The following is a 23,380-nucleotide window of genomic DNA, read 5'->3' as shown; positions in this document are numbered from 1 at the left end:
TTAGAATTCGAGTCCTTTTACGGCTGGAATGCCTTCTTCATAATAATGCTTTGTCGCATCAATTGTCGAGACAAGGTCCGCTAAGTCGATAAGCTCCTGCTTGGCACTCCGCCCTGTCACAACCACATGCATCGACGCTGGGCGATTTTTAATGGCTTCGACCACTTCTGCCAGTGGCAATACATCATCAATTGGAAATTTTGAAATCGCTAGTGCATTGTTCAACTCATCTAGCACGAGTAAATCAATCGACTCATCCGCCAGCTTTTCTTTCGTAATCGCCCATGCTTTTTGAAGCGCTTCGCGGTGTTCCTCTGGCGTTTTCGTCCATGTAAAACCAATGCCCATCTGCTTCATATCGACGCCAAGCTTTTGGAGCGCGATTTGTTCACCATATGTACGTTGTGGATTTTTAATAAACTGTAAATATTCCACATGAAGACCTCGCCCAAGCGCACGTAACGTCACGCCAAGTGAAGCCGTTGTTTTTCCTTTGCCTTCGCCTGTGTAAAGTAACAATAAACCGCGTCTTACAGCCATGTCGTTTTTTCCTCAAATGGTGTACGCTTTGTTACTTTGACGTCGTCATCTGTCGGGTAGCCAATGAAAATTGTGCCGATGACTTTTTCATCACTATTCGCACCGATAAATTCAGGTAAACGCGCATCATGTACAAGCCCAACACCGCGTGTGCGCCACACAAAGCCAAGTCCTAATTCGCGTGCTGCAAGCCACATGGAATGTACCGCACAGCTCGTCGCAAAAATATCATCTTCGGTAGCATCTGCATCACCTTCTACTTGCTTTGCTGTTACGACAATAACCGTTGGCGTTGTAAGTACGACTTTCATTGAACTTTCAACAAGATGTGGTTTCGTTGGGAAACGTTCTTCTAAATACGTCGTTGCTAGTTTTTCATAAGCCTTTTTCTTGTCGGCACCGAGCACGTAAAAATGCCATGGCTCGCGTAAGCGGTCTGTCGGTGCATACGTTGCCACATCTAATAATTGCTCAATTTTTTCTTTTTCAACGCTGCGCTCGTCATAGTTACGAATCGCACGGCGTTGTTTAATTTCTTCAATGATGGACATAATTTGCTTCCTCCTCGACCCATGCCAATGTATCATGTAAGCTCGCAACCTCGCCAACAAGCACAAGTGCTGGGTTTTTAATGTGCTGCGCGACTGCTTCGTCTGCAATTTGTTCAAGCGTTGACGTAATCGTTCGTTGTTCAGCAGTCGTCCCTTTTTCAATAATTGCAACCGGCGTTGTACCAGCGCGACCATATGTCATTAATTGCCCAGTAATATAGCGTAAATTGCCAACCCCCATATAAAAGGCGAGCGTATCAATACCTGTCGCAATATGCTCCCATTTAATCGTATCTTGGCCTTTTGAATCACGTCCATGCCCGGTAATAATCGCAAAGCTTGATGCTAGCTCACGATGCGTCACTGAAATGCCCGCATAAGCTGGCGCCGCAATGCCTGCCGTAATGCCCGGCACGATCTCGTAGCGAATCCCTTCTGCGCGCAACACTTCCGCTTCCTCTGCACCGCGTCCAAAAACAAATGGATCGCCACCTTTTAAACGCGTCACCGTTTTGCCTTCTTTGGCCTTTTCAATCAGCAATTGATGAATTTCCTCTTGAATAAAATGATGACGCCCTGGTTCCTTACCGCAATAAATCAGCTCTGCATCAGCTTTCGCATGTGCTAGCAACTCCTTATTCACAAGGCGATCATATGCGATGACATCTGCCTGCTGAATACACTCTAGCCCTTTTACGGTAATTAACTTTGGGTCTCCCGGGCCTGCGCCAACTAAATAAACTGTTCCGTACATCTACTACTCCCCTTTTACGCAAGCACGAACAAAGCGCGCTGCAACTTCTGGATTCGAGGCAAAGTGGAAATGCGTATAACCTGCAACAAGATTAGGTTGCATATAGCCTTCCCCTGTCGCCTTAAATCGACTTTTTGTGTCATAAGCAAAATGCGCTTGTCCTTGCTCATATGTTGAATAATGGAATTCATGGCCCTTCGCTGTCATACCTTCATCAAGCAAGAAATTCCCGGCCTTGCCAAAAATCTCGCGATAGCCGAGTGCAACGCGCTTGCTTTGCATTTTCGTCGTTCCTGGAATCGCGCCAACCATATCAAAACGTCTACCATCGAGCGTTTCTATGGCTTCTGTTAAATACATAAAGCCGCCACATTCCGCAAAAACAGGCTTGTCTGCTGCGATAAATGCTTGAATCGATGCTTTCGCCTGTCCGTTCTCTGACAACGTCGTCGCAAATTCCTCTGGGAAGCCACCCCCGATATACAAGCCATCAGCCGCTTCTGGCACCGCTTCATTCGCAAGTGGTGAGAAATAAACAATCCGCGCGCCATTTGCTTGCAGTAGCTCGATATTTTCCTCGTAATAAAAATTAAATGCCGCATCATGGGCAACAGCAATCGTACAGCATGGTGCTTGCTGAGCATCAAAAACCGATGCCTCGACTGTCAAGTCACTCGCTTCTGTCAATGCAAGCAATGCTTCTAAATCAATCGTCTCGTTGACAAGTGCCGCAAGCTCATCAAAATACTTTTGCATCTCACCGCGCTCTAATGCTGGTATCAGTCCTAAATGACGGCTCGGCATATGAAGCTCACTATTTTTCTTTAAATAACCGATAACCGGTACACCACATTCCGCTTCAATCGCCTTTTTGACAATGTTAAAGTGGCTCGCACTGCCAACTTGATTAGCAATGACCGCGACGATGGTCGGCTTTTCCGATAATACTTGGAACCCTTTGACAATCGCCGCCGCACTGCGCGCCATCGCTGCGCAGTTAACGACTAACACGACGGGTGTTTCGGTTATAACGGCAATGTCTGCAGTCGAACCAACATCTGATAGCGGGTCCTTGCCATCGTAAAAACCCATGACCCCTTCGATGATGCCAACATCACTATCTTTTGTCGCGCGGCGCACAATATCGCGCACGACATTTGCTTCAAACATAAAGCTATCAATATTGCGCGATGGACGCCCGGTTACCGCTTTATGAAACGACGGGTCGATATAGTCCGGTCCGCATTTAAATCCTTGTACACGTAAGCCTCGTTGTTGTAATGCAGCCATTAAGCCGATTGTTAACGTCGTTTTACCGACACCACTGTTTGTTCCTGCAATGACAAAACGCTTCATCGTTAACTCCCCCTTAAAAATGGATTTCTGCGACCGAAATCGTCGTATTGCCTGATTTTTTCTTCACAAGTAATAGCTCATCATTGCCGCTATAAAGTCGGACGGCTGGTTCACTAACACCGTAAACACCTGTGTATTTAAACACCGTATCTGAAGGCTCTGTCACAAGCTGACTATTTAGCTCGTCCTTTGTGTACCATTTAAATTGCCAATCGTATTTTGACGTAATGTCATGAAAGCATGGCTCATCGCTTTTTAGCTCAAATGTAACAAGCGCCTTGACACTTTTAATCGATAAGCCAAGTTCTTGCAATGTTTCGCGAATAACGGTATCGACCTCTTCAGCCGATGTGCCGCGATTGCAGCCCATACCAATAACGAGTGATTTCGGACGATAAATGACGTGATTGTCAAGTAGCGTCGTCTCATCAATTAAACGATGACTAATAATGAGCGCGGCATCCGGCTTCGCAGCCATTGCCGCTTCAAGTGAGTCATATTCAATTAAACATGGCGGCATCGGTGTCTCATGCATCCACCAATCTTTTTCGCCCGCCTCTTGAATGATGGCCACGTGTTCCTCGTTGACAACCGATGCAGAAACCGGTGTTAATTGTTCCGCTGAATCCCATTGCCAACCAAATTTTGCGCCAAATAAATCGACCGGAATCGTTTTTTGTACGTCCGATGCCGTCGTAATAATCGCATTGGCATTAAGAGCTTCTGCGACGGTATGCGTTAACGCATTCGCGCCACCTAAATGACCCGACAGCATACTAATGACATTTTCGCCGCGGTCATCGATGACAACGATGGCTGGGTCGACTTTTTTATCGACGAGAAGCGGGCCAATCATGCGGACAACGGCGCCAAGCGAAATAATCGTAATGATGCCATCATACTGTTTGAACAGCGCTGGAAATAGCATGCGCACGCTATTTTTAAACAGCTGCACATTGTGCTCACGCTCATCCCCGCGCTCAAACTTACTCATATAATAAACGTCGGTGTTTGGAAAATTCGCATGTAAACGGCGCGCAATATCCACGCCATGCTTCGTAATCGCCACGACCGCATATTGATGCTTCACGTCAATTGGTGCTAGCATATCGTCGCGTAATTCGATAACCATTACTCTGTCACCGCTTTACGGAAACCATGCGTAAATGTTTTATCGTACAATTTTGAGCGATAATCTTTTTCATGAATATGCGGGTCAAGCGCCCAGCCAGCTAAAATCATCGCATGTTTACGGATACCATTTTTACGCATATCTTCGTCTAAATGAACGAGCGTTGTGCGGACGATTTTTTGGTCTGGCCATGTCGCACGTTGCACAACAGCGATTGGCGTATCATCGCGCCAACCAGCCGCTTGCAATTCCTTGACGATTTTTTTCGTTAGCGTCGCACTTAAAAATAATGCAATCGTACAATGATGGCTCGCTAAAGCTTTTAATTTCTCCATTTCAGGTACCGGTGTACGTCCCTCTGCACGCGTTAAAATGAGCGTTTGTGTTAAATCGGGAATCGTCAGTTCGGCCCCTACTGCTGCCGCTGACGCGAATACCGAGCTCACACCCGGAATAATTTCACATGTAATGTCATGCTGTTTTAAAATTGCCATTTGTTCCATAATGGCACCGTACATCGCCGGGTCACCAGTATGGACACGCGCCACGACTTTACCATCATTCACGCGGTCGACAATTGCTTGCACCATTTCATCCAAATGCATACCGGCTGTTTTGACAACTTCGGCTTCTGGTTTTGCTTTCGCAATCAACTCTTGGTTAACTAGTGAATCGGTATACATGACAACATCCGCCGTTTGAATCATCTTTAAACCTTTTACTGTTACTAAATCAGGATCTCCAGGACCTGCACCTACGATATAAATTTTCTTCATTATTTACGCACCACCATTAATGTTAAGTATTCAAGCTCGACACCATCAAGCTCCGATGTTTTCCAAATAACTTCCTCATCAGACGTCACTTTTGTCACAACATGTGCTTTGTCTAATAACTCCAAATCACGCAACACGCGCAACATTAAATCAATGACCTTCGCTACTTTAATAAAGACGACCGCATCATGGTCCTCAATCGCTTTACGCATTTGATCATAATCATCAACCGCTGGAATCATCGCGATATGGTCATCACCATCACCAAGCGCAATTCCTAGACGAGAGGCTGAGCCGTTGAATGATGAAATGCCCGGCACCATTTTAATGTCTACCTCTGAGTGGCGCTCCTGCATCAAGTTCATTAAATGAATAAATGTACTGTAAAGCATTGGGTCGCCCTCTGTTACAAATGCCACATCTTTCCCAGCTTTCAAGCGCGCATACACTTCATCGACTGCCTTATTCCATTCGCGATCTAGCGTTTCTTGATGCTTTGTCATTGGGAATACAAGCCCTAGCATTTCCTTCTCCATGCCACTAACATACACATCTACAATGCGCTGGGCATAACTTTTTTTGCCTTTCATCTTTTTCGGATACGCAATGACTGGTGATTCCTTCATAATGCGGAATGCTTTTACGGTAATTAATTCTGGGTCCCCAGGTCCTACCCCTAAGCCATACAATGTTGCCATGTTATTGTTCCTCCCTAACTGCTGTAATAATATAAATTGGGTTTAACGGTACGAAGCGTGTCATATTTAAAATCGGTTTACTACGCGCGATTTGCGCTTGCATAATCGACACGTGAAGTCCTAATTGTTTAAATGTTTCGACAGCTTTTGCTAAATTTTCAATCGTTGCTGCATTTAATACGATACGACCTTGTGGCTTTAAACGTGCTGCAATCGTCGCAAGTAAATCGGTCATATTGCCGCCGGTGCCACCAAGAAATACGGCATCAGGATTTGGAAATTCGTCCAAACGTTCCGGTGCCTTGCCATGAATCGCCGTCATATCAACGCGGAATTTACGCTGATTTTCGAGACAATTCGCTAAATCCGGCTCATTTTTTTCAATGGCATACACCGCACCATTTTTTGCGATACGCCCTGCTTCAATCCCCATCGAACCAGTGCATGTACCAATATCCCACACAATCGAATCGTCACGTAACTGAAGCTGCTGAAGCGACAACACGCGAATTTCTTTTTTCGTAATTAAGCCTTTATCGGGTTTTCGTTGTGAAAATTCGTCATCGTCAATGCCAAGTGGCCAGACTTTCGGTGCTTTCGTTGCGACTAAAATCACGACATTGAGCGGTGAAAATTCCGCCGTACGCATGTCCTCAAGTGACAGCGAACGACAGCGTTCATCAACCCCTTCTAAATTTTCGGCGACAAATGCCTCGTACTCATCAAAGCCAAAATCAATTAAATAATTAGCAATGGCATTTGGCGTATTCACGTCGTCCGTTAACAGGGCCACCTTTTTTTCGCCGTTGATTTTTTGAGCGAGTCCCTTTATCGGACGACCATGCAAGCTCACGACTGTCGCATCGTGCCACGCCAATTTACGGCGCGCGAATGCCAGCTGCACCGAGCTTACATGGGGATACACGTCAAGTGTCATTTTCGATGCTAAATAATGGCCAATGCCATAAAATAACGGGTCGCCTGATGCTAAAATGACGATGTTTCCTTGCGCCGCTAAAATTTCTGCGACGACCTGTTTTAAACCGCCTTTAATGACAATTTTTTTACCATGATATGTATTGAAGAACGCGAGAACACGCTCTCCTGCGACTAACACATCGCTCTGTTCGATGAATTGCTTCTTTTCTGCGCTTAATGATTCGACACCACTATCCCCGATGCCAATCAATTTGATCGATGTTGTCAATGTTCTCAGCCCTTCCTAGTTGTTCACCTTTCATTGAATAAATGAACGTGCTTAATTCGATGCCGCCGCCGACATGGTGAATCGCCGAGTAGCAGCACGCCTCGCATAGATGACTAAAAAAAGTATCGTAGCCATGTTCGGACATCATTTCGCCGACATGTGATGCGGTGTTGGCATCGCGTACTTGCTGCTGCAAATCTTCTGACACGCCAACATCACCGGCAAGCTCTGCAAGGAAATTAAAGTCGATTGGCGCGCTTTTTGAGTGCACCATCATAACCCCTTGTGCGACTTTTGAAAATTTCCCCATCATCCCAACGAGCGTTACTTTTTTAATGTCATGCTTTTTACAATGCTTTAGCGCATGACCGACAAAGTCACCCATTTCAATAAAGCATTCCTCAGCAAGTTCTGGAAATAGCGCCATCGCATAACGTTCACTGCGACCACCTGTTGTCAGCACTAAATGGTTTTGCCCTGCCGCATGCGCCACGCTAACCGCTTCAGAAATACTCGCCATATACGCGGCACTTGAAAATGGTACGACCGTGCCACGCGTACCGAGAATTGAAATACCTCCTACGATACCGAGGCGTCCATTCAATGTTTTTTTTGCTAATTCTTCACCCGCCGGTACAGAAATAACGACTTTGACGCCACGCTTGACGCCAAATTGTGCAAGTGTGTCATTTACGACTTCATGTAGCATCTTTCGCGGTACTGGATTGATGGCTGCCTCCCCTACAGGCACCGGCAAACCGGGCTTTGTCACGCGCCCGACGCCGATGCCACCATCTAGTACAACGTCCTCCCCATCAATAAATGATACGGTTGATTCGATAAGTGCTAAATGCGTCACATCCGGGTCATCACCGGCATCTTTAATCGTGCTGCATCGCACCGCATCCCCAACTTGTACGGTATGTTCCATCGTAAATGTCGCATGCTTGCCGACCGGTAAAAAAATCGTTACCGACTCTTGTTCCTCGCCCGTCAGTAGGGCAATCAGCGCCGCTTTTGTCGTCGCTGTTGCACAGGCGCCTGTCGTATAGCCAGAGCGCATATCCTTCGGGTCTTTTTTCTTGCGTTTTTCCACGTTAGTGTTGTCGATCCGCCAAAATTGAAATGGCATTTAGCGCCGCAACAGTTACCGTACTACCGCCTTTGCGCCCTAAATTCGTAATAAATGGTACTTCTGTTACTTTCGCAAGCTCTTCTTTTGATTCTGCAGCTGATACGAAGCCAACAGGCATACCGATAATTAAATCTGGTTTTGCGATGCCTTCACGAATTAAACGAATAAGTTCAAGTAACGCGGTTGGCGCATTGCCAATCGCATAAATGCCGCCCTCATGTAAGCGCGCCGCTTTTTGCATCGAAATAATGGCGCGCGTTGTATTATGTTCTTTTGCCATTTTTGAAACGTCGTCATCAGCAATGTGACAATACAAGTCGCCACCATGTTTTTGGAATCGTTTACGACCTGAACCACTTTGAATCATTTGCACATCGGCAATCACAGGACGGCCGGCACGAATCGATTCCACACCAGCGCGAATCGCATCCGGATGTAAAATCACGCTTTTCCCTAGTTCAAAGTCAGCCGATGCGTGGACGATACGACGGATAATCGACCATTCATCGTCGTTGTAGTCATGTGGGCCATACTCTTCTAAAATCGTTTCAAAACTAAATTCATAAATACGATTTGGCTCTACTGTTAGCGGCGTAAAATCGGTATTGAAGTTATCGGTATTTACGAATAATTCTTTTTCATCTGTATTGTTCGTCATGCAAAATTCCCCCTATAAATTGTTCGACGCCAATAAATGTGTCGAATGCGTTGTCATATTGAATTTTCGGTCTTGTAATCAGTACAACCTCGATGCCTAAGTCAAGCGCTGCCGTAATTTTTTCATCGACAGCGCCCGCTTTACCACTTTCCTTCGTAATCATCAGCGTCGTGTCAAATTGCTTGTAGAGCGCCTCATTTAAGTCACGTGAAAATGGTCCTTGCATCGCGATAATATTTTTTTGTTCAACGCCAAGCGCCGCACATTTTTCCATATTGTCTAAACGCGGTAACATACGCGCAATCATGCGAATGCCTTCGATACCGACTAATTTCTCAGCGAACACTTGTAGCGTCTTACTGCCTGTTAGTAGCATGACATTGCCTTTACGCGCCAGTGCCACCTCAGCCGCTTCGTCATATGTTTCAACCGGCGTAATGAGTGGATTTGCAAAATTTTCCGACGTCCGCTCATAGCGACAATACGGTACGCCGGCAAGTTTCGCGGCAGCTTGGGCATTTTTCGATGCTTCCTCTGCGAACGGATGACTCGCATCAACAATGATGCGGTCACCGCGTTCACGCACTTTCGTAGCCATTTCCTCGGCTGTCAAACGCCCAACAAATGTGGGAATTCCTTTGTCCGTTAAACTTTTTGCGGCCGAATCGGTCACAACCGTTGCGAGCACGTCATAGCGCGCTGCGAGACGAACGGCAAGTGCGCGTGCATCACTTGTTCCAGCTAAAAATAGCATCTTCTTAGCCTCCTAATCCCCACATGGTGCCGGGGCAATTTTAATTTTTGGTGTAATATCTTGATACGTAAAGTTGCCTAATTTTTTCACACGTTTGAAATATTTAAATAAACGTTCATTCGGATGCGCGTGCTCTTTATATTCAGCAATCAGCCCTTCAACCATTGGCACGAGCTGCTCTGTTGATAAGCCTTCGACAACTGGCTGCCCCGGGTGCGCTGTACGGCCAACTGGCTTGGCACCGATAAAGACATCAAAGGCACCCTTTCGGTAGACGATACCAATATCGTCCATGACGGCGCGGTAGCACGCCATACCACAGCCGTTAAAACCGATATTTAATTCTTTCGGTAACGCCATACCACCTAAGACATTCTGTAGCTCCTCTGCATATGGAATCGAATCGGCCTTTTCACCATCACAGAAATCACACGCCTTAATGCGTGCCACATCGCCATACGGTGCTACGAGCAATCCTACCTCTTTTAAGCGGTCGGTAATAAGCTCTGGTGCCGTCGTCGGAATACGCAAAATAAATTCATGCTCTGGCGTATATTCCATCGTCCCTTTGTCGCCCACAACGTCCGCTAGCGTCATCATTTGCTGTGGTGTAATTTTTTTATTGGCAACACCCGGACTCACAGCCAACTCAAAAATCGACTCCATTTTTTGATGGACATAGTGCTTTGGCTCAAATGCCTCGACACCTAAACAGCCTAATGCTTCCTCTGCTAAAGTCAGCGCATTTGCCGATTTAAGCGGCTCAGGCTTTTTTGGCAGTGGTGGTGCTAGTACTTGCTCATACGAACGCCCTGTTTCTTGGTCCATCGCCCATGGCTCCGCTTCTTTCTTCAAGCGTTGATGCGGTTTTAGCGGCTGCTTTTCCTCCCCTAACGTATATTTCTTTTGATAGCCACGCGGCGTAATCATTTTATTATCGTAGAAAAATGTAGAGGAATTCCCGATTACAACGGTCGTCAGCATACCAATGTCGTGCGTCAGCATTTCAGACAGCGTCGTCATCGTAATATGCTGTGAGTCACGATAGGCACTTTTCACTAGCCCCACTGGTGTATCCGGGTGCCGATACTCAAGTAAAATACGCTGTGCCTCGACGATTTGACGCGTACGGCGCCCACTTTTCGGGTTGTACAATGCGATAACAAAATCCGCCATCGCTGCCGCTTCAATGCGTTTTGAAATTAAATCCCACGGCGTTAAATGGTCACTTAAACTAATCGTGCACGAGTCATGCATGACCGGCGCGCCAAGTAGCGACGCGCAGGAGTTAATCGCGGAAATACCCGGTACGATTTCGACAGGTACACCGTTCGCCTCGGTCCACCCTTTTTCAATCAATACTTCATATACAAGCCCTGCCATGCCGTAAACACCGGCATCACCACTTGAAATCACCGACACAATTTGACCTGCTTCTGCTTGTTTTACCGCTTCTTGCGCACGCGATACTTCCTCGGTCATACCGGTACTGACAACTGCTTTTGCGGTAATTAAATCTTTAATTAAATCGACATACGTTTTGTAGCCGATCACGACATCACTCATTTTCAAAACATCGACGGCGCGATTTGTAATATGTTGAAAGTCCCCTGGTCCAAACCCGACGACAAATAATTTCCCTTGTGCCATGTTATGCCTCCATTTCTTATGTCACGCTATGTAAAAGGCCATAAAAAAAACCTTCTACTCCGGAGAGTAAAAGGCTGAACATACTGAAAATTCGCAAATCAATAAAAACTGCAAATAACGGTTGTCCAAAAGCTTCTCCCTCCGAAAAGTTTTGTCCGATTTTAAAAGCAGGTTTCCTGACTCGCGCGTTTGTGAGGCAATCCCTTCTCAGCGAAAGCCAATGGATTTGATTGTCTCAACACGCATACAGTAGCGGGGGCTGTAATGGCATCTCACCATTTTCCCTATTATCCTCTAAAGAGGCACTTTTAAAATATATCGTGAATATATAATTTTTTTAAAAATCTTGTTTTCATCATAGCGATAATTAAGTTACTTTTCAAATCTTTTTTTACTATGATGTTATAGTACAAAAGAAAATTCACAAAAATCGCTTGAAATCACAGCGTTTTCTCTGTATTGATACAGTTTTTTTAATTTCAAATAAATTGAAATAAAAATTGTTATTGGCAAATTTCCACGACAATGATAAGCTATTTTACGAAATGTCGAAAAATTATATACAATTTTACGGTGCGAATACTCAATTATTCGCTTAAAAGGGAAACTTGTGAAAAACAAGTGCTGTCCCGCAACTGTGATGCTGAGTTTCATTGCGTATGCCACTGTCTAAACGATGGGAAGGTGTAATGAAATGTTGACGCGAAGCCAGGAGACCTGCCGTAAAATCAATTCGGCCTACGAGGATAGGTGTACGAAAGACAAACTTAGATGAATGCTATGCTGTCTTTTTGTGCCTATTTCCGTTATGGAGATAGGCTTTTTTCGTACATTCCTCTACTTTTACAAGGAGGATTTCACATGAAGAAATTGTTAAAACTAATGTATTTCGCACCGATTCTACTACTTGTGCCAACGCGCGCTAACGCCATGCACATTATGGAAGGTTTTTTACCTGTAGAGTGGGCCATCTTTTGGTGGGTGCTTGCACTACCATTTATTATTTTAGGGATTCGCTCGATTTCAAAAACGATTAAAGAGCATCCCGAAACAAAAATGATGTTAGGGTTATCGGGTGCGTTCGCATTCGTGTTATCAGCATTAAAAATTCCATCGGTGACCGGTAGCTGCTCGCATCCAACCGGTGTCGGTCTCGGTACAGTGCTATTTGGACCACTCGCGATGAGTGTCATCGGCTCAATCGTCTTATTATTCCAAGCACTGCTACTCGCACATGGCGGACTCACAACACTCGGCGCTAACGCATTTTCAATGGCTGTCGTTGGGCCGATTATTGCGTGGTACGTCTTTAAAGGCGCACAAAAAGTTGGCTGGTCGTTTTCAGTAGCTGTCTTTTTAGCAGCAATGCTTGGCGACCTCGGCACGTATGTGATGACATCGTTCCAACTAGCACTAGCCTTCCCAGCTGAATCGGGTGGCATCGTCGCATCATTCAGTAAATTTGCGAGCATCTTCGCATTTACGCAAATTCCACTCGCTATTAGCGAAGGATTATTAACCGTTGTCATTATGAATTTCTTACGTAAATACAATGTTGCAGAATTAAACGCCTTGCATATGTTTAAAAAAAACAAGGAGGTCGCCTAGATGTTTAAAAAAAATCTTGTATTAATTGCGATTGTTATTATTTTGGCGATCATTCCGCTGTTCGTTCAAAAAGGCGCTGAATTTGGTGGTGCCGATGGTGAAGCAGAAGCGGCGATTACCGAAATCAATAAAGATTACGAGCCATGGTTTTCAAGTATTTGGGAACCGCCAAGTGGCGAAATTGAAAGTTTATTATTTGCACTACAAGCGGCAATTGGTGCAGGATTTATCGGCTATTTCTGCGGCCTCATGCGCGGACGCTCAAAAAAAGTAGACAACATCCATGATTCCCATTGATCAATACGCTTACGTTAATCGTTTAGCGATGGTGCATCCACTTGAAAAAATGGCATTTTCAGTTGTTTTTTTACTGTTTGCTATTACGACAAAAGATGTGCTAATTTCACTCATTACGTTTTTCGTAATGAGTGTTTTCATTTTAATTGCCGCAAAAATCCCGCTAAAAACGTATATCAAACTGTTATTGCTCCCTGGATTTTTCTTATTATCTAGCCTCGTGAGCATTTTACTCTCGTTCACAACAACTTCCGAACTGCCAAGTCACGTAGCACAGTGGCATATCGGCAATGTGACGATTTTTATTGGAACTGCTAGCATTGATACAGCGTACCATTTGTTTTTTTCTGTGCTTGCGAGTGTTAGCTGTCTGTATTTCTTAACGCTGACAACACCGATTACAGCGATTACGTACGCGATGCGCAAGCTAAAAATCCCAACGGTTTTCGTCGATTTATGCGACTTAACGTATCGCTTCATTTTCGTTTTTTTAACTAGTATGCAGCGAATTTATCAAGCACAGCAATCACGTCTTGGGTATCAACATAAAAAGCAGTGGCTCCAATCAGCTGGTTTTCTCGTCACCTCGATGTTTAAAGATGTTTTTAAACGAGCGCATGAACTTAACAACGCTATGCAATCGCGCTGTTATGATGAGTCGATTAGCGAGCCATTTTATCACTACAAAACATCAAGGCGCAATTGGTATGCGATCGCCGGCTGTTGTTGTTTATTACTGATTGTCTATTTCACATTAGGAGGGCTTTTGACATGACCATTTCATTTCAACATGTCACATTTCAATATGGCGATGGTACGACCGCGTTAGATGATTTATCACTCGACATTCCACAAGGGAAAAAAATCGCGTTGCTCGGCAATAATGGCGCCGGGAAATCAACATTATTCCAGCATATTAACGGCTTGTTGCGCCCAACAAGCGGCACAATTTCCTATAATGGCGCGCCGCTTAACTACAACCGCAAAGGACTGCAAACATTGCGGCAAAAAGTCGGTATCGTTTTTCAAGACCCTGATTCGCAATTATTTTCTGGTACTGTTGAGCAAGATATTGCATTTGGACCGACAAATCTCGGTTGGGACAAAGCGCGTATTCATGAAAAAGTGTCCGCAGTGATGGCGCTACTCGACATTGAAGAGCTGCGCAAAAAACCGCTTCATTTTTTAAGTCTCGGTCAGAAAAAACGTGTTGCCATCGCGGGTGTGCTCGCGATGGAGCCAGAATTTATGATTTTAGATGAACCATCTGCCGGACTCGACCGCTATTATACGAAGCAAATTATGACGATTTTATCCACGTTACGTACACCAGAGCGCACGATTATTTTATCGACGCACGACGTCAATTTTGCTTATGAATGGGCCGATGAAATTATCGTCGTGAGTGCTGGTAAACTGCTCTATCAAGGGGACCCCATCACGCTATTTACACAGGAGACAATCTTAGAGCAAGCCCATTTAGATGTGCCGTGGCTTTTTGAGACAACGATGGTGCTGCTTAACAAACAGATTATTGACACGCCTGACGTTTTTCCTCGTTCAAAGGAAGCGTTGTTTCATTTATTGCCGACTGCTCATGCGCCTGAAATTTGGGTATAGAATAAGTGAGGTGATGGCCGCATGAAAAACTTCCTTGCTGTGGCGTTGATAATGCCGCTACTTGCTAGTTGCACGACAACGCCAGCCGAAACGCCAACAACTGACAAACTCGCCTGGTATGATAGCCGCGAAGAAGCGTTGTTAAAAGGCTTAAAAAAAGAAGGCACGCGCAAAGAAAATATTTTAGAAACAATCCAACTAGGTTCGGAGCAATTTATTATTTATCGCGCGACGACAGCGCAAGGCGAAGGCATTGGCATTGCGGCGATGCAACACGAAAATGATAAAAAATTTGCATGGACGCGCGTCTCAAATAAACTAACGGTGCGCTTTATAGATGGGCAAACCGTCGATAGCCAGACGACATTCCGGAGTCCTGACGGCGTACATTATCGCTTGTATACCGGCATCATGCCTAAAAACAAAAAAACGCTGACGCTAAATGGTCACTCGATTCGACCAGTTATTGATGGCGAAACACGTATGTATTATTCCATTAAAAAAACTGCCCCTTAGCGGAGCAGTTTTTTTAAGTCGCCAAATCTCGGCGTCGATAGCCAACATAGCCAATCAACGCAAGGGCTAGCGCCACAACACTGACAACAAACGTGACACCCCAAGTCATGCTATCGACCGGCACATGCGGCAATACATTAAATACCGATAGCTGTTTGAGCGCATGTGGCATTTTTAATAAATCGCCCATATACATGACGAGAAAACAAAAAGCAAAATAGAGCCATACTGCTTGAATCGCGCGTGGCAACCACCCAAGTAACACGACGACCATACCCACAATAGACCAAATCGCTGGCAAATAAATGAGCGCGGCACCGACAACTGTCGCAAATGTCTCCTCTGGCGGTAGCGCATTTTTTCCAACTTGCCACATAACCGTTCCGATAATGAATTGGTTGACGATACTCCAAAGAACGCCCACGACTAAATACGTGCTAAGCATACGCCCACGCGACACCGTACGACTATACGCATGATCGATAAAATGCGATGTTTCATCATGATACAGGCGCAGCAACAATAAAATAATCGGAATCGTACTAATAAGCGCCATTATTTGCATTAATAACACGATAAACTGCGCCACAATGCCACCACTGACAACACCTAAAAATTCACGAATAAACGCCACTTTATCATAATAGCGTTGCAAATCGCCGAGCACCGAGCCATATGCGGCGGCAAGTACCGCTAATCCAAGCACCCACGCAATCATCGGCACGCGCTGCATCCGAAGCACGAGCCCAAGTGGTGTCGTCAAAGAGCGATGCGCCGATGCACGTCCTTTACGTGGTGCAATCAAACTTGCATCCATATCGCGACGCGCATAAAGCACAAAGCCCATAGCACAAAACGCGACGGCGCACACAAGAAGCGCTAGGACCGGCCACCAACGATTGTCCCAAAACACAACCGTTTTACTTAACCAACCAAACGGCGACAACTGGGATAACACCGAGCCATCGCGGTCTCCTACTGCGCGCACTAAATACGAGGCTAGCAATAAAAAAATGCTCCACATCAATGCACTACGCGCGGTTGCGACAAGTTGCGCTAACATAAATGTTACGCCGGCAAAAACAAAACCTAATGCCGCAAGCGCCGTACCATAAAGTAAACTACCTTGCCATGTAAAGCTCGCGTTCCCAACCGCATACAAACCGGTCGCTAACAAGAGCGCTAACAACACATCTACTACGACAACGACCGCTAATGCCGCAGCTCCTGGTGCAATCCGCCCTATTGCATGTGCGCGTAGCACTTCTAGTCGCCCGTCTTCTTCATCTGCACGCGTCATACGCACGATGAGCAAGCTATTCATCAGCGCAACGACAATCGCCGTAAATAACAACATTTCGTTCGCAAACACAACGGCGACTGATTGAATATAGGCCTTTAAAACATAGCCCGGGCCAAGCATCGCAATCATCGCTGGATTTTGCATCGTCATTTGCGCTGTCTGCCGTGCAATTGGGGTATCATAAACATTTGGGTAGGCGAGCGCGATAATTAATGTAACACCAACAATGCTCAGAAGCCAAATCGCGATTTTTAGACGCTGTTGTTTCATATAAAAGCGCCATAAAAAGAACCAATTGTGCATCGTCACACACCACCTTCATAGTGGCGTACAAATAATTCTTCGAGTGACGGCGGCTCCGTTTCCATCTGTGTAATACGAAGCGGTGCTAAATAACCCATCACTTGTGGCAAAGCATCTTTCTCTACATCAAAATGCCATACATTGCCTTGCTGCTCCACTGCAAACACACCGGCTAGTTGGTCGAGTTCAGAAGGCGATTCAACGGTTTCCACGCGCATCGTCACACGCGTCAAATGCCGCAAATCCTCTAACGTCCCCATCTCGACAATTTTACCATTATGAATGAGTGCAACGCGGTCACAAAGCGATTCAACTTCCGATAAAATATGGCTCGATAATAACACCGTTTTCCCTTCACGCTTCATATCGCGCACATATTCCTGGAACACACGCTCCATGAGTGGATCGAGCCCGGCAGTTGGTTCATCAAAAATATACAGTTCGACATCCATTGCGAGCGCAGCAATCAACGCCACTTTCTGACGATTCCCTTTCGAATACGTGCGACATTTTTTCGTAACATCTAGTTGAAAACGCTCAATCAATTGCTCACGCCGCTGCGGGTGATGTTGCCCATTCATGCGCATGAGCACATCAATAACTTCACCTCCCGTTAAATTTGGCCACAAACTCACATCCCCTGGCACATAAGCAAGCCGCTTATGAATCGCGACCGCATTCGCCCACGCATCTTCATCAAATAATAACGCTTCTCCCGAAGTTTTCCGCAGCATCCCAAGTAATACACGAATCGTCGTTGATTTGCCGGCACCATTAGGGCCAATAAAACCAAAAATTTCGCCTTGCTCTACCGCCAAATCGACGCCATCTAGCGCTGTCACATGTCCAAATGTTTTTGTCACATGATGCATTTCAATAATGCTCATAACGTGCACCTCCTTCACTATCTATGTACCCCAGAACGACAAAAAAACTACGCCGTGGCGTAGTTTCTGTTCATTTTAATTATTCTCTTACCCACGTCAAGCCAATTGTTCCTTCACCCGCATGGACACCTACTGCTGCTGATAACGGTGTTTTCACAAAATGAATGGCCGGATAACTCGCTTCAAGTTCAGCTTGCCATTTCGTCACTTCTTCATCATTATTACAATGAATAATCGCTACTTCTTTTACAGCCGATTTCGCAATCGCCGCATCTAATTTTTCCGTTACAGCTTTTTTTGCACGCTTCGTTGCGCGTACTTTATGAATCACATTGCAAACCCCTTCATCATCGTATGCAATGACTAATTTGACATTTAATAAGTTACTTAAAAACATCGCCGTACCAGATACACGCCCACTTTTATGCAGATTTTCTAAGCTTGCAGGAATAAATACTAGCTCTGAACGTGTCACCATATCTTCAATCGCTGCCACAATCGCTTCCGGTGTATGTTGTTTTTCCGCTAGCTCGATGCCGTATTCTAACATACGTTGCATTGGGTATGATCCAATTTTTGCATTGATTGGATACGTCTTAAAACCTGCTTGCTCTGCTGCCATCGTCGCACTCGCAAATGTACCCGATTGTTTTGCAGACGTATGAATAGCAATTGCACAATCATAGCCCTCTGCTTTTAATCGTTCGTATAATGCAACGTGCTCTCCAAAACTGGGCTGTGATGTTTTAGGGTGCTTTTTCGCCTCACGCAATTTCTCATAAAACTGTTGTTCCGTCATATCTACCGTTTCACGCAATGCCTCATTTTCAAAAACAACGTTGAGTGGTAACACGTTAATATGATGTTCTTCAATAAATTGTGCAGTCAAAAAAGCAGCTGTATCGGTAATCCAAGCAATTTTCATTTCATAATGCTCCTCGTATTCTCTAGTTACTTTCATCATATTTTCTGAAAGCGCTTTCCTATAGTGACAAATGTCATGTCATGTCATTTGTATATTTTTACCGTCATTTTTTAGACATTTTTAACGTAGCTATCGATAACTTCACAGCTCACAAAAAAGATCTATATTCAAAACGCTCATTCGTTCATGCTCATTTTTCATTCGCTTACAGCATTTTTTCGTTTGTTATGTACGTCAAGCGACAACTATGACAATTCTCTAAAAATTTCGACATGAAACAACTTCATTTCATGCACGAACTGATTTTTAAACGGCTGTCAGAAATGAGCGATTAGAAATTGCTTGTGAACCCAAGTAGCGTGTTTTCGATACAACATATTTAAAAATAAGGGACAATCCAAGACTATTGACCGGTACGTTTTCGCTATTTTTAACAACTATCACGTAAAAGCTGTCAACTAAACTTTTATTATGCGACAACAGCTCATATAACTATCATTTTTGATTCCCAAAAATGACTGATTTTGCGCAAAACGGGGTCTCTAACGGGCATTTTCTGTCCGAAATCGGCGGTTTTTTCACGTGAAATTGGCGCTATTTCTTAGGAACATGTCATTTATTCAAAAAAGAGTTTAATATACGCATTTTTTCTGTTGATCCGCTGCTGCACCACACAAAAAAGCTCATTTCACACGCTAAATGGGCAAAAAACACCCCTCAGAGCCGTAAAACAAGCCCATTTTTAGTAGCTTCTTTTGCAAAATTATAATAATTATCGACAAAAAACTTATAACTATCGCTCATTTTTATAACATAGCGCAAATAGATAGTAAAACTGTATGTCAATCAGCTTATAGCTTACGCTTATTACGAAATATGTTGTATCCAAAACACGCTTCATCAGCTTTTGTACGATTTCTACTAGCTGATTTTAAAATGGCGGTTAGAAATAGAAGGATGTATTGCTGTTGTATCAATTCGCTAGAGCAACAATCATTTGCTAATTAAAAAGCAGAAATCACTTACATGATTTCTGCTTTCATCGTGAACTTCATCTAATTTTTTTAGCAATAAACACAACATTTTCAGAATGTGCATCCGCCTCACGCCACGTAAAATCACCGTAGCATTCTACTTGAAAGCCCGCTTCCTCTAATGAAGCTTGCCACGCGTCAATTGGGCGGAAGCGTAGCTGAAGGTCGACCGCTTCGATTTCCGTTTCAGCGTCAAATACTGCTTCGTTGAATGAGAAAATATTATTTTTAAAGCCGCCATATGTCGTATGTACTTCATACGTTTTATCGTCTACATGCGCAATGTCTGGCGAGCTGTCGCGCATCCACTGCTCCCAAATACGCACATTCGGATTGCGCGTATCAAATGCAAAATGACCGCCCGGCTTTAGTGCACGATACGCATCGGCGACTACTTGATACCACGCCTCATCGGTTAAAAATACTTGCGATACATTGGCCGTCATGAGCACTAAATCATAGGCTGCTGTTTCAAGCGAGCGGCTATCCCCTTGAAGCCATGTCACGCGATCAGCGCCCGGTTTTTGTCTTGCAACTGTTAAAGCTGCCTTATTCGGATCTATGCCAACAACTTGTGCGTCGTCGGCAAATCGTACCGTCAAACGCCCCGTACCGCAGCCTAAATCAGCTACAGTTTCTGGTTCGTAACGTTTTACAAGCCCACTAAAAAAATCATCATCTTTTGCCCAGCGGTTGAGCACATCATATACTAATGGAATCATCGTCGAGCCCCCTTTGTTAGATTCTCCTTATTTTACAACATCACTCCCTTATTTTACAATTTTTAGAAATAAATTTAATCGTGTATTACCGCAATCACATATTGATGCACACGTGTCGCTTCGTCTGCATCATAATAAAATGTGAGTGCATCCGCGACACTTCTTGCTACTTCTTCAAACAAGGTCATCATCGTCGCCAAAGCTTGTTTTGTTTGCTCGCTTGCCTGATACGTTGCCATTAAACGCAGCCACCAATCAATAGATGTATAACGTGCTAAATATTTGTCATTTTTACCGACACTACATGAAAAGTTGGTTTCAATTCCAACATGCCAAACCATCATTAAGCGCACCATTTCGCGCAAGTCCTTTCGCGACATAGGTCGCAAGCCACCAAAATTCATTGCAACAATCATGAAACATCGGCACTGTCGGTTTTTTTACCCAATAGTCGCGGTCCGTTGGCGGGGGTAATGCCGGCAACGTACCATCTTTATCAAGTAAAATGACTGTTAAGCTATCTTCCACACAATAGCGCTCTTTTTCTTCTATTGGAATTAACATTAAATCGAGGCGTGTACCATCTTCAAATAACATTAAATAAGTGAAGCGACCACCGAGTTCTGGCGGAAATAATGTCATATTTTCCGGCGTTTGCATCATTATGCGTTTACCGAAAACTTCAACCCACGACTCATCTGCTAAAAAGCTTGCCATATCCGTTACTAAAAATACGATATCATAATCTTGAAAAGCATCACGCGGCGCATTGCGATTTGTGCGCGAGCCATTCATCGCAACGATGCGCACGCGGTCATCTGATTTGGCGATAGCTAAAACTTTTTCAATCATTATTTACAGTCGTTTCCCCTACAGTTGCATACATCATAACATGTCTTTCCACAACACTTTCTGCTATCTGTTGCCTAAGCAACAAAACGTGAGAGCTGTTCATTGCCGAAACGGAGAAAGCATTCTATAGTATAGCTATACAACAACTGTTGCTTATGTAAAAAAATAGAGGAGGCATTACACATGTTAGCTATTCAAACAATTCAATCAATCGCTCTACAACGTGGTGACGGACGCAATGTACGCTACGTTTTACAATTACGAGACCCGATGGAAAATGATCCATTTATCATTTTAGCTGATGATAAATTTGCGCATAACACATTTGCAGACCATCCACACAAAGGGATGCAAACGGTCACCTACGTATTAGAAGGCAGCTTGACGCATTATGATAGTAAAACAGGGACAGGTGGCAAGTTGTCAGAAGGTGATTTCCAAATTATGACGGCTGGGCGCGGCATTATTCATAATGAAAATCCCGATTACGGCAAAGAGGCGCGCGTGCTACAACTCTGGGTCAACTTATCACCCGAAAATAAAAAACAACCTGGTCATTATCAAGATTTACAAAATGCCCAAGCACCGGTAAAAGAAATTCCGGGTGGGCATGTGCAAGTATTTGCGGGTGACGTCGATGGGACAACCTCACCACTCGAACTCTTAACACCGTTTGTTTTTGCGGAGCTGCAGCTTGAAAAAGGGGCCACATACGACTTTCCTATTCATGCAGGCTTTAACACCTATATGTACGGTCTAAACGGGGCCTTTACGATTAATGGGGAGGCAGTCCAAGCATTTGATACGATTCATTTTGAAACGGTTGAACATGCAGAAACCATTTCAATCGAAGCGACTGAAAAGATGTCACTTGTTGTTTTTAGCGGCAAGCCGATTAAAGAACCAGTTGAAGCACAAGGTCCATTTGTAATGAATACGAAAGATGAGTTGCGCGAAGCATTTGCGAGCTATCGTAATGGCACATTTTTAGAAGGTGCCCCTTATTAATGAAAAAACAGGAATCGCGCTCGCGACTCCTGTTTTTTGTCGTTACATACCACCAAATGGCCCTTCTACATAATCAGCAGAAACATAGCCAATTTTTCCTTTATAGACGACTTGGTACCAATAGGGGTTATCGTAACTTGTGAGTGAAATCAATTGTCCATCTTTATATTTTCCAATGACTTTGTAGCCTGTCCCCGGACCTGAACGAATATTTAAGTTTGCCCCGCCCGTTCTGACATAGCCATTTGCGACAGCTACAGGCAAGCGCTTTACATACGCTTTACTCACATAACGTTTTGCCCCTTTATACGACACTTGATACCATTTAGAGCTATAGCTTTTCAGCACATTTACTTTGCTATTTTTATAATATTGACCGACAACTTTTGCTTTTGTACTAGGACTTGTACGAATATTTAAATAATCAACTTGCGAATACATGACGCTTGCTGCCTGTGCTTGCGTTACTGAGGACGGAGCGGCTGCTGTATAACTTAAACCAAATGCTGATGTTGTGAGCGTCGCTGCAACGAGCCACTTGCTAAACTTCTTCATGTGACACCCTCCTATAAAAATGTTAGTATTCCTTTTCCCTCTACACATAGAAGAAAACACATTTTTTATAGCATGCGATACATTAATATATCATCTACATAGTCATCATCTATTTTAAAAGCGCGCACTTTGCGGCCTTCTTGCTGAAATCCAAATTTTGTATATAATGCCATGGCGTCTAGGTTCGTTGAAAAGACATTCAATGCTATTTTATCGATTGTCGGATGTACTTCCACCCATTTTATAATGTGCGCAAGTAGCTGCGAACCTACACCTTTACCACGAGATGCGTGACAAACGACCATTGTTATATACCCCGCAACCGTCGAAGTCGTTTGAAATGATAACCACCCCATGATTTGTTGTGCATCTTCTGCCACAAAAACAATTTGTTGCGGTTTTTTAAGCCACTGCTGTATGGTAACGATTGTTTCTCGAAACTCTTCCGGCCTCGTAATAAAAGAATTTCCTTCGTCAATTGCTTCTTTATAAATATGTAAAATTTGGGCCGCATCTGTTAAATGTGCTTTTCGAATCAT

General features: G+C 44.3%; 24 protein-coding genes, 1 pseudogene and 2 riboswitches. Of the genes and pseudogenes, 6 read left to right on the top strand and 19 right to left on the bottom strand.

The window, feature by feature from the left end:
• From V514_RS0112800 to cobJ, 12 genes are read right to left on the bottom strand one after another with little or no spacing between them, the layout of a single operon-like run.
• Positions 1-540: a cob(I)yrinic acid a,c-diamide adenosyltransferase gene (locus tag V514_RS0112800; RefSeq protein ID WP_029500320.1), complete on the bottom strand. Its 540-nt coding sequence runs from the start codon at positions 538-540 to the stop codon at positions 1-3.
• Positions 531-1,091 carry a nitroreductase family protein gene (locus tag V514_RS0112795; protein WP_029500319.1) on the bottom strand — a complete coding sequence of 187 codons (561 nt, stop codon included), beginning with the start codon at positions 1,089-1,091 and terminating at the stop codon, positions 531-533. Before V514_RS0112795 ends, V514_RS0112800 begins: the two co-directional genes overlap by 10 nt.
• Positions 1,078-1,845 (bottom strand): uroporphyrinogen-III C-methyltransferase, encoded by a 768-nt coding sequence (cobA, locus tag V514_RS0112790; RefSeq protein WP_029500318.1) that lies wholly within the window; start codon positions 1,843-1,845, stop codon positions 1,078-1,080. Before cobA ends, V514_RS0112795 begins: the two co-directional genes overlap by 14 nt.
• A gap of 3 nt (positions 1,846-1,848) precedes the next feature.
• Positions 1,849-3,201: a cobyrinate a,c-diamide synthase gene (locus tag V514_RS0112785; RefSeq protein ID WP_029500317.1), complete on the bottom strand. Its 1,353-nt coding sequence runs from the start codon at positions 3,199-3,201 to the stop codon at positions 1,849-1,851.
• 13 nt (positions 3,202-3,214) lie between these two features.
• Positions 3,215-4,333, bottom strand: coding sequence for a cobalt-precorrin 5A hydrolase (locus V514_RS0112780; RefSeq protein WP_029500316.1), 1,119 nt, complete (start codon positions 4,331-4,333; stop codon positions 3,215-3,217).
• Entirely contained in the window at positions 4,333-5,109 is a 777-nt protein-coding gene (gene cobM, locus V514_RS0112775) for a precorrin-4 C(11)-methyltransferase (protein ID WP_029500315.1), read from the bottom strand. The genes V514_RS0112780 and cobM overlap by 1 nt, the downstream gene beginning before the upstream one ends.
• Entirely contained in the window at positions 5,109-5,807 is a 699-nt protein-coding gene (cobI, locus tag V514_RS0112770) for a precorrin-2 C(20)-methyltransferase (RefSeq protein WP_029500314.1), read from the bottom strand. Before cobI ends, cobM begins: the two co-directional genes overlap by 1 nt.
• A 1-nt stretch (position 5,808) precedes the next feature.
• Positions 5,809-7,014 carry a precorrin-6y C5,15-methyltransferase (decarboxylating) subunit CbiE gene (gene cbiE, locus V514_RS0112765; protein WP_081715057.1) on the bottom strand — a complete coding sequence of 402 codons (1,206 nt, stop codon included), beginning with the start codon at positions 7,012-7,014 and terminating at the stop codon, positions 5,809-5,811.
• Positions 6,977-8,110 (bottom strand): cobalt-precorrin-5B (C(1))-methyltransferase, encoded by a 1,134-nt coding sequence (locus V514_RS0112760; protein ID WP_029500312.1) that lies wholly within the window; start codon positions 8,108-8,110, stop codon positions 6,977-6,979. The genes cbiE and V514_RS0112760 overlap by 38 nt, the downstream gene beginning before the upstream one ends.
• 1 nt (position 8,111) lies before the next feature.
• The gene (locus V514_RS0112755) at positions 8,112-8,807 is read right to left on the bottom strand and encodes a precorrin-8X methylmutase (protein WP_029500311.1); all 696 of its coding nucleotides are present in this window, start codon (positions 8,805-8,807) and stop codon (positions 8,112-8,114) included.
• Positions 8,788-9,561 (bottom strand): precorrin-6A reductase, encoded by a 774-nt coding sequence (gene cobK, locus V514_RS0112750; protein ID WP_029500310.1) that lies wholly within the window; start codon positions 9,559-9,561, stop codon positions 8,788-8,790. The genes V514_RS0112755 and cobK overlap by 20 nt, the downstream gene beginning before the upstream one ends.
• A 12-nt stretch (positions 9,562-9,573) precedes the next feature.
• On the bottom strand, positions 9,574-11,211 hold the full coding sequence (cobJ, locus tag V514_RS0112745) for a precorrin-3B C(17)-methyltransferase (protein ID WP_029500309.1): 1,638 nt from the start codon (positions 11,209-11,211) through the stop codon (positions 9,574-9,576).
• A 149-nt stretch (positions 11,212-11,360) separates the two neighbouring features.
• Positions 11,361-11,536, bottom strand: a riboswitch (cobalamin riboswitch).
• Positions 11,537-11,765: 229 nt separating this feature from the next.
• Positions 11,766-11,950: riboswitch (cobalamin riboswitch) on the top strand.
• A gap of 122 nt (positions 11,951-12,072) precedes the next feature.
• Between cobJ and V514_RS0112740 the strand changes: the two genes are divergently transcribed.
• The 5 genes from V514_RS0112740 to V514_RS0112720 are packed head-to-tail and all read left to right on the top strand — an operon-like array spanning position 12,073 to position 15,252.
• A complete protein-coding gene (locus V514_RS0112740; RefSeq protein ID WP_029500308.1) occupies positions 12,073-12,819 on the top strand; it encodes an energy-coupling factor ABC transporter permease in 747 nt (248 codons plus the stop codon).
• Positions 12,820-13,116, top strand: a complete 297-nt coding sequence (locus V514_RS0112735) for an energy-coupling factor ABC transporter substrate-binding protein (protein WP_029500307.1) — start codon at positions 12,820-12,822, stop codon at positions 13,114-13,116.
• Positions 13,103-13,891, top strand: a complete 789-nt coding sequence (gene cbiQ, locus V514_RS0112730; RefSeq protein ID WP_029500306.1) for a cobalt ECF transporter T component CbiQ — start codon at positions 13,103-13,105, stop codon at positions 13,889-13,891. The genes V514_RS0112735 and cbiQ overlap by 14 nt, the downstream gene beginning before the upstream one ends.
• Complete coding sequence (locus V514_RS0112725) at positions 13,888-14,736, top strand: energy-coupling factor ABC transporter ATP-binding protein (protein ID WP_029500305.1); 849 nt, start codon at positions 13,888-13,890, stop codon at positions 14,734-14,736. Before cbiQ ends, V514_RS0112725 begins: the two co-directional genes overlap by 4 nt.
• A gap of 21 nt (positions 14,737-14,757) precedes the next feature.
• Positions 14,758-15,252: a hypothetical protein gene (locus V514_RS0112720; RefSeq protein ID WP_029500304.1), complete on the top strand. Its 495-nt coding sequence runs from the start codon at positions 14,758-14,760 to the stop codon at positions 15,250-15,252.
• A 13-nt stretch (positions 15,253-15,265) separates the two neighbouring features.
• Here the strand turns inward: V514_RS0112720 and V514_RS0112715 are convergent, their stop codons facing one another.
• The 5 genes and pseudogenes from V514_RS0112715 to V514_RS19250 all read right to left on the bottom strand — a co-directional run bounded on the left by V514_RS0112715 (position 15,266) and on the right by V514_RS19250 (position 21,221).
• On the bottom strand, positions 15,266-16,858 hold the full coding sequence (locus V514_RS0112715) for an ABC transporter permease (RefSeq protein WP_029500303.1): 1,593 nt from the start codon (positions 16,856-16,858) through the stop codon (positions 15,266-15,268).
• Between the two features lie 2 nt (positions 16,859-16,860).
• The gene (locus V514_RS0112710; RefSeq protein WP_029500302.1) at positions 16,861-17,745 is read right to left on the bottom strand and encodes an ABC transporter ATP-binding protein; all 885 of its coding nucleotides are present in this window, start codon (positions 17,743-17,745) and stop codon (positions 16,861-16,863) included.
• A 79-nt stretch (positions 17,746-17,824) separates the two neighbouring features.
• Positions 17,825-18,670 (bottom strand): DegV family protein, encoded by an 846-nt coding sequence (locus tag V514_RS0112705; RefSeq protein WP_029500301.1) that lies wholly within the window; start codon positions 18,668-18,670, stop codon positions 17,825-17,827.
• A 1,051-nt stretch (positions 18,671-19,721) separates the two neighbouring features.
• Complete coding sequence (locus V514_RS0112700) at positions 19,722-20,426, bottom strand: class I SAM-dependent methyltransferase (protein WP_029500300.1); 705 nt, start codon at positions 20,424-20,426, stop codon at positions 19,722-19,724.
• A 74-nt stretch (positions 20,427-20,500) separates the two neighbouring features.
• Positions 20,501-21,221, bottom strand: a pseudogene (locus tag V514_RS19250) (aminoglycoside 6-adenylyltransferase).
• A 240-nt stretch (positions 21,222-21,461) separates the two neighbouring features.
• Between V514_RS19250 and V514_RS0112690 the strand changes: the two are divergent.
• Positions 21,462-22,286, top strand: a complete 825-nt coding sequence (locus tag V514_RS0112690) for a pirin family protein (protein ID WP_029500299.1) — start codon at positions 21,462-21,464, stop codon at positions 22,284-22,286.
• Positions 22,287-22,328: 42 nt separating this feature from the next.
• Here the strand turns inward: V514_RS0112690 and V514_RS0112685 are convergent, their stop codons facing one another.
• Both V514_RS0112685 and V514_RS0112680 read right to left on the bottom strand, forming a co-directional pair.
• The gene (locus V514_RS0112685) at positions 22,329-22,841 is read right to left on the bottom strand and encodes an SH3 domain-containing protein (protein WP_029500298.1); all 513 of its coding nucleotides are present in this window, start codon (positions 22,839-22,841) and stop codon (positions 22,329-22,331) included.
• Positions 22,842-22,906: 65 nt separating this feature from the next.
• Complete coding sequence (locus V514_RS0112680; protein WP_051392475.1) at positions 22,907-23,380, bottom strand: GNAT family N-acetyltransferase; 474 nt, start codon at positions 23,378-23,380, stop codon at positions 22,907-22,909.

Origin of the sequence: Kurthia huakuii LAM0618 (genome assembly GCF_000505545.1) — a bacterium.
GTDB lineage: Bacteria > Bacillota > Bacilli > Bacillales_A > Planococcaceae > Kurthia > Kurthia huakuii.
This window is presented reverse-complemented; position numbering and strand designations above follow the sequence as displayed.

Excerpts from the sequence above, each read along its gene's own strand:
- V514_RS0112680 (WP_051392475.1), bottom strand. The coding sequence starts at position 23,380 with ATGATTCGAAAAGCACATTTAACAGATGCGGCCCAAATTTTACATATT.
- cobA (WP_029500318.1), bottom strand. The coding sequence starts at position 1,845 with ATGTACGGAACAGTTTATTTAGTTGGCGCAGGCCCGGGAGACCCAAAG.
- V514_RS0112710 (WP_029500302.1), bottom strand. The coding sequence starts at position 17,745 with ATGAGCATTATTGAAATGCATCATGTGACAAAAACATTTGGACATGTG.
- cbiQ (WP_029500306.1), top strand. The coding sequence starts at position 13,103 with ATGATTCCCATTGATCAATACGCTTACGTTAATCGTTTAGCGATGGTG.
- cobJ (WP_029500309.1), bottom strand. The coding sequence starts at position 11,211 with ATGGCACAAGGGAAATTATTTGTCGTCGGGTTTGGACCAGGGGACTTT.
- V514_RS0112795 (WP_029500319.1), bottom strand. The coding sequence starts at position 1,091 with ATGTCCATCATTGAAGAAATTAAACAACGCCGTGCGATTCGTAACTAT.
- V514_RS0112785 (WP_029500317.1), bottom strand. The coding sequence starts at position 3,201 with ATGAAGCGTTTTGTCATTGCAGGAACAAACAGTGGTGTCGGTAAAACG.
- V514_RS0112705 (WP_029500301.1), bottom strand. The coding sequence starts at position 18,670 with ATGAAAATTGCTTGGATTACCGATACAGCTGCTTTTTTGACTGCACAA.
- V514_RS0112735 (WP_029500307.1), top strand. The coding sequence starts at position 12,820 with ATGTTTAAAAAAAATCTTGTATTAATTGCGATTGTTATTATTTTGGCG.
- V514_RS0112700 (WP_029500300.1), bottom strand. The coding sequence starts at position 20,426 with ATGATTCCATTAGTATATGATGTGCTCAACCGCTGGGCAAAAGATGAT.
- cobK (WP_029500310.1), bottom strand. The coding sequence starts at position 9,561 with ATGCTATTTTTAGCTGGAACAAGTGATGCACGCGCACTTGCCGTTCGT.
- cobM (WP_029500315.1), bottom strand. The coding sequence starts at position 5,109 with ATGAAGAAAATTTATATCGTAGGTGCAGGTCCTGGAGATCCTGATTTA.
- V514_RS0112740 (WP_029500308.1), top strand. The coding sequence starts at position 12,073 with ATGAAGAAATTGTTAAAACTAATGTATTTCGCACCGATTCTACTACTT.
- V514_RS0112715 (WP_029500303.1), bottom strand. The coding sequence starts at position 16,858 with ATGCACAATTGGTTCTTTTTATGGCGCTTTTATATGAAACAACAGCGT.
- V514_RS0112690 (WP_029500299.1), top strand. The coding sequence starts at position 21,462 with ATGTTAGCTATTCAAACAATTCAATCAATCGCTCTACAACGTGGTGAC.
- V514_RS0112755 (WP_029500311.1), bottom strand. The coding sequence starts at position 8,807 with ATGACGAACAATACAGATGAAAAAGAATTATTCGTAAATACCGATAAC.
- V514_RS0112685 (WP_029500298.1), bottom strand. The coding sequence starts at position 22,841 with ATGAAGAAGTTTAGCAAGTGGCTCGTTGCAGCGACGCTCACAACATCA.
- V514_RS0112780 (WP_029500316.1), bottom strand. The coding sequence starts at position 4,333 with ATGGTTATCGAATTACGCGACGATATGCTAGCACCAATTGACGTGAAG.
- V514_RS0112725 (WP_029500305.1), top strand. The coding sequence starts at position 13,888 with ATGACCATTTCATTTCAACATGTCACATTTCAATATGGCGATGGTACG.
- V514_RS0112800 (WP_029500320.1), bottom strand. The coding sequence starts at position 540 with ATGGCTGTAAGACGCGGTTTATTGTTACTTTACACAGGCGAAGGCAAA.
- V514_RS0112720 (WP_029500304.1), top strand. The coding sequence starts at position 14,758 with ATGAAAAACTTCCTTGCTGTGGCGTTGATAATGCCGCTACTTGCTAGT.
- cobI (WP_029500314.1), bottom strand. The coding sequence starts at position 5,807 with ATGGCAACATTGTATGGCTTAGGGGTAGGACCTGGGGACCCAGAATTA.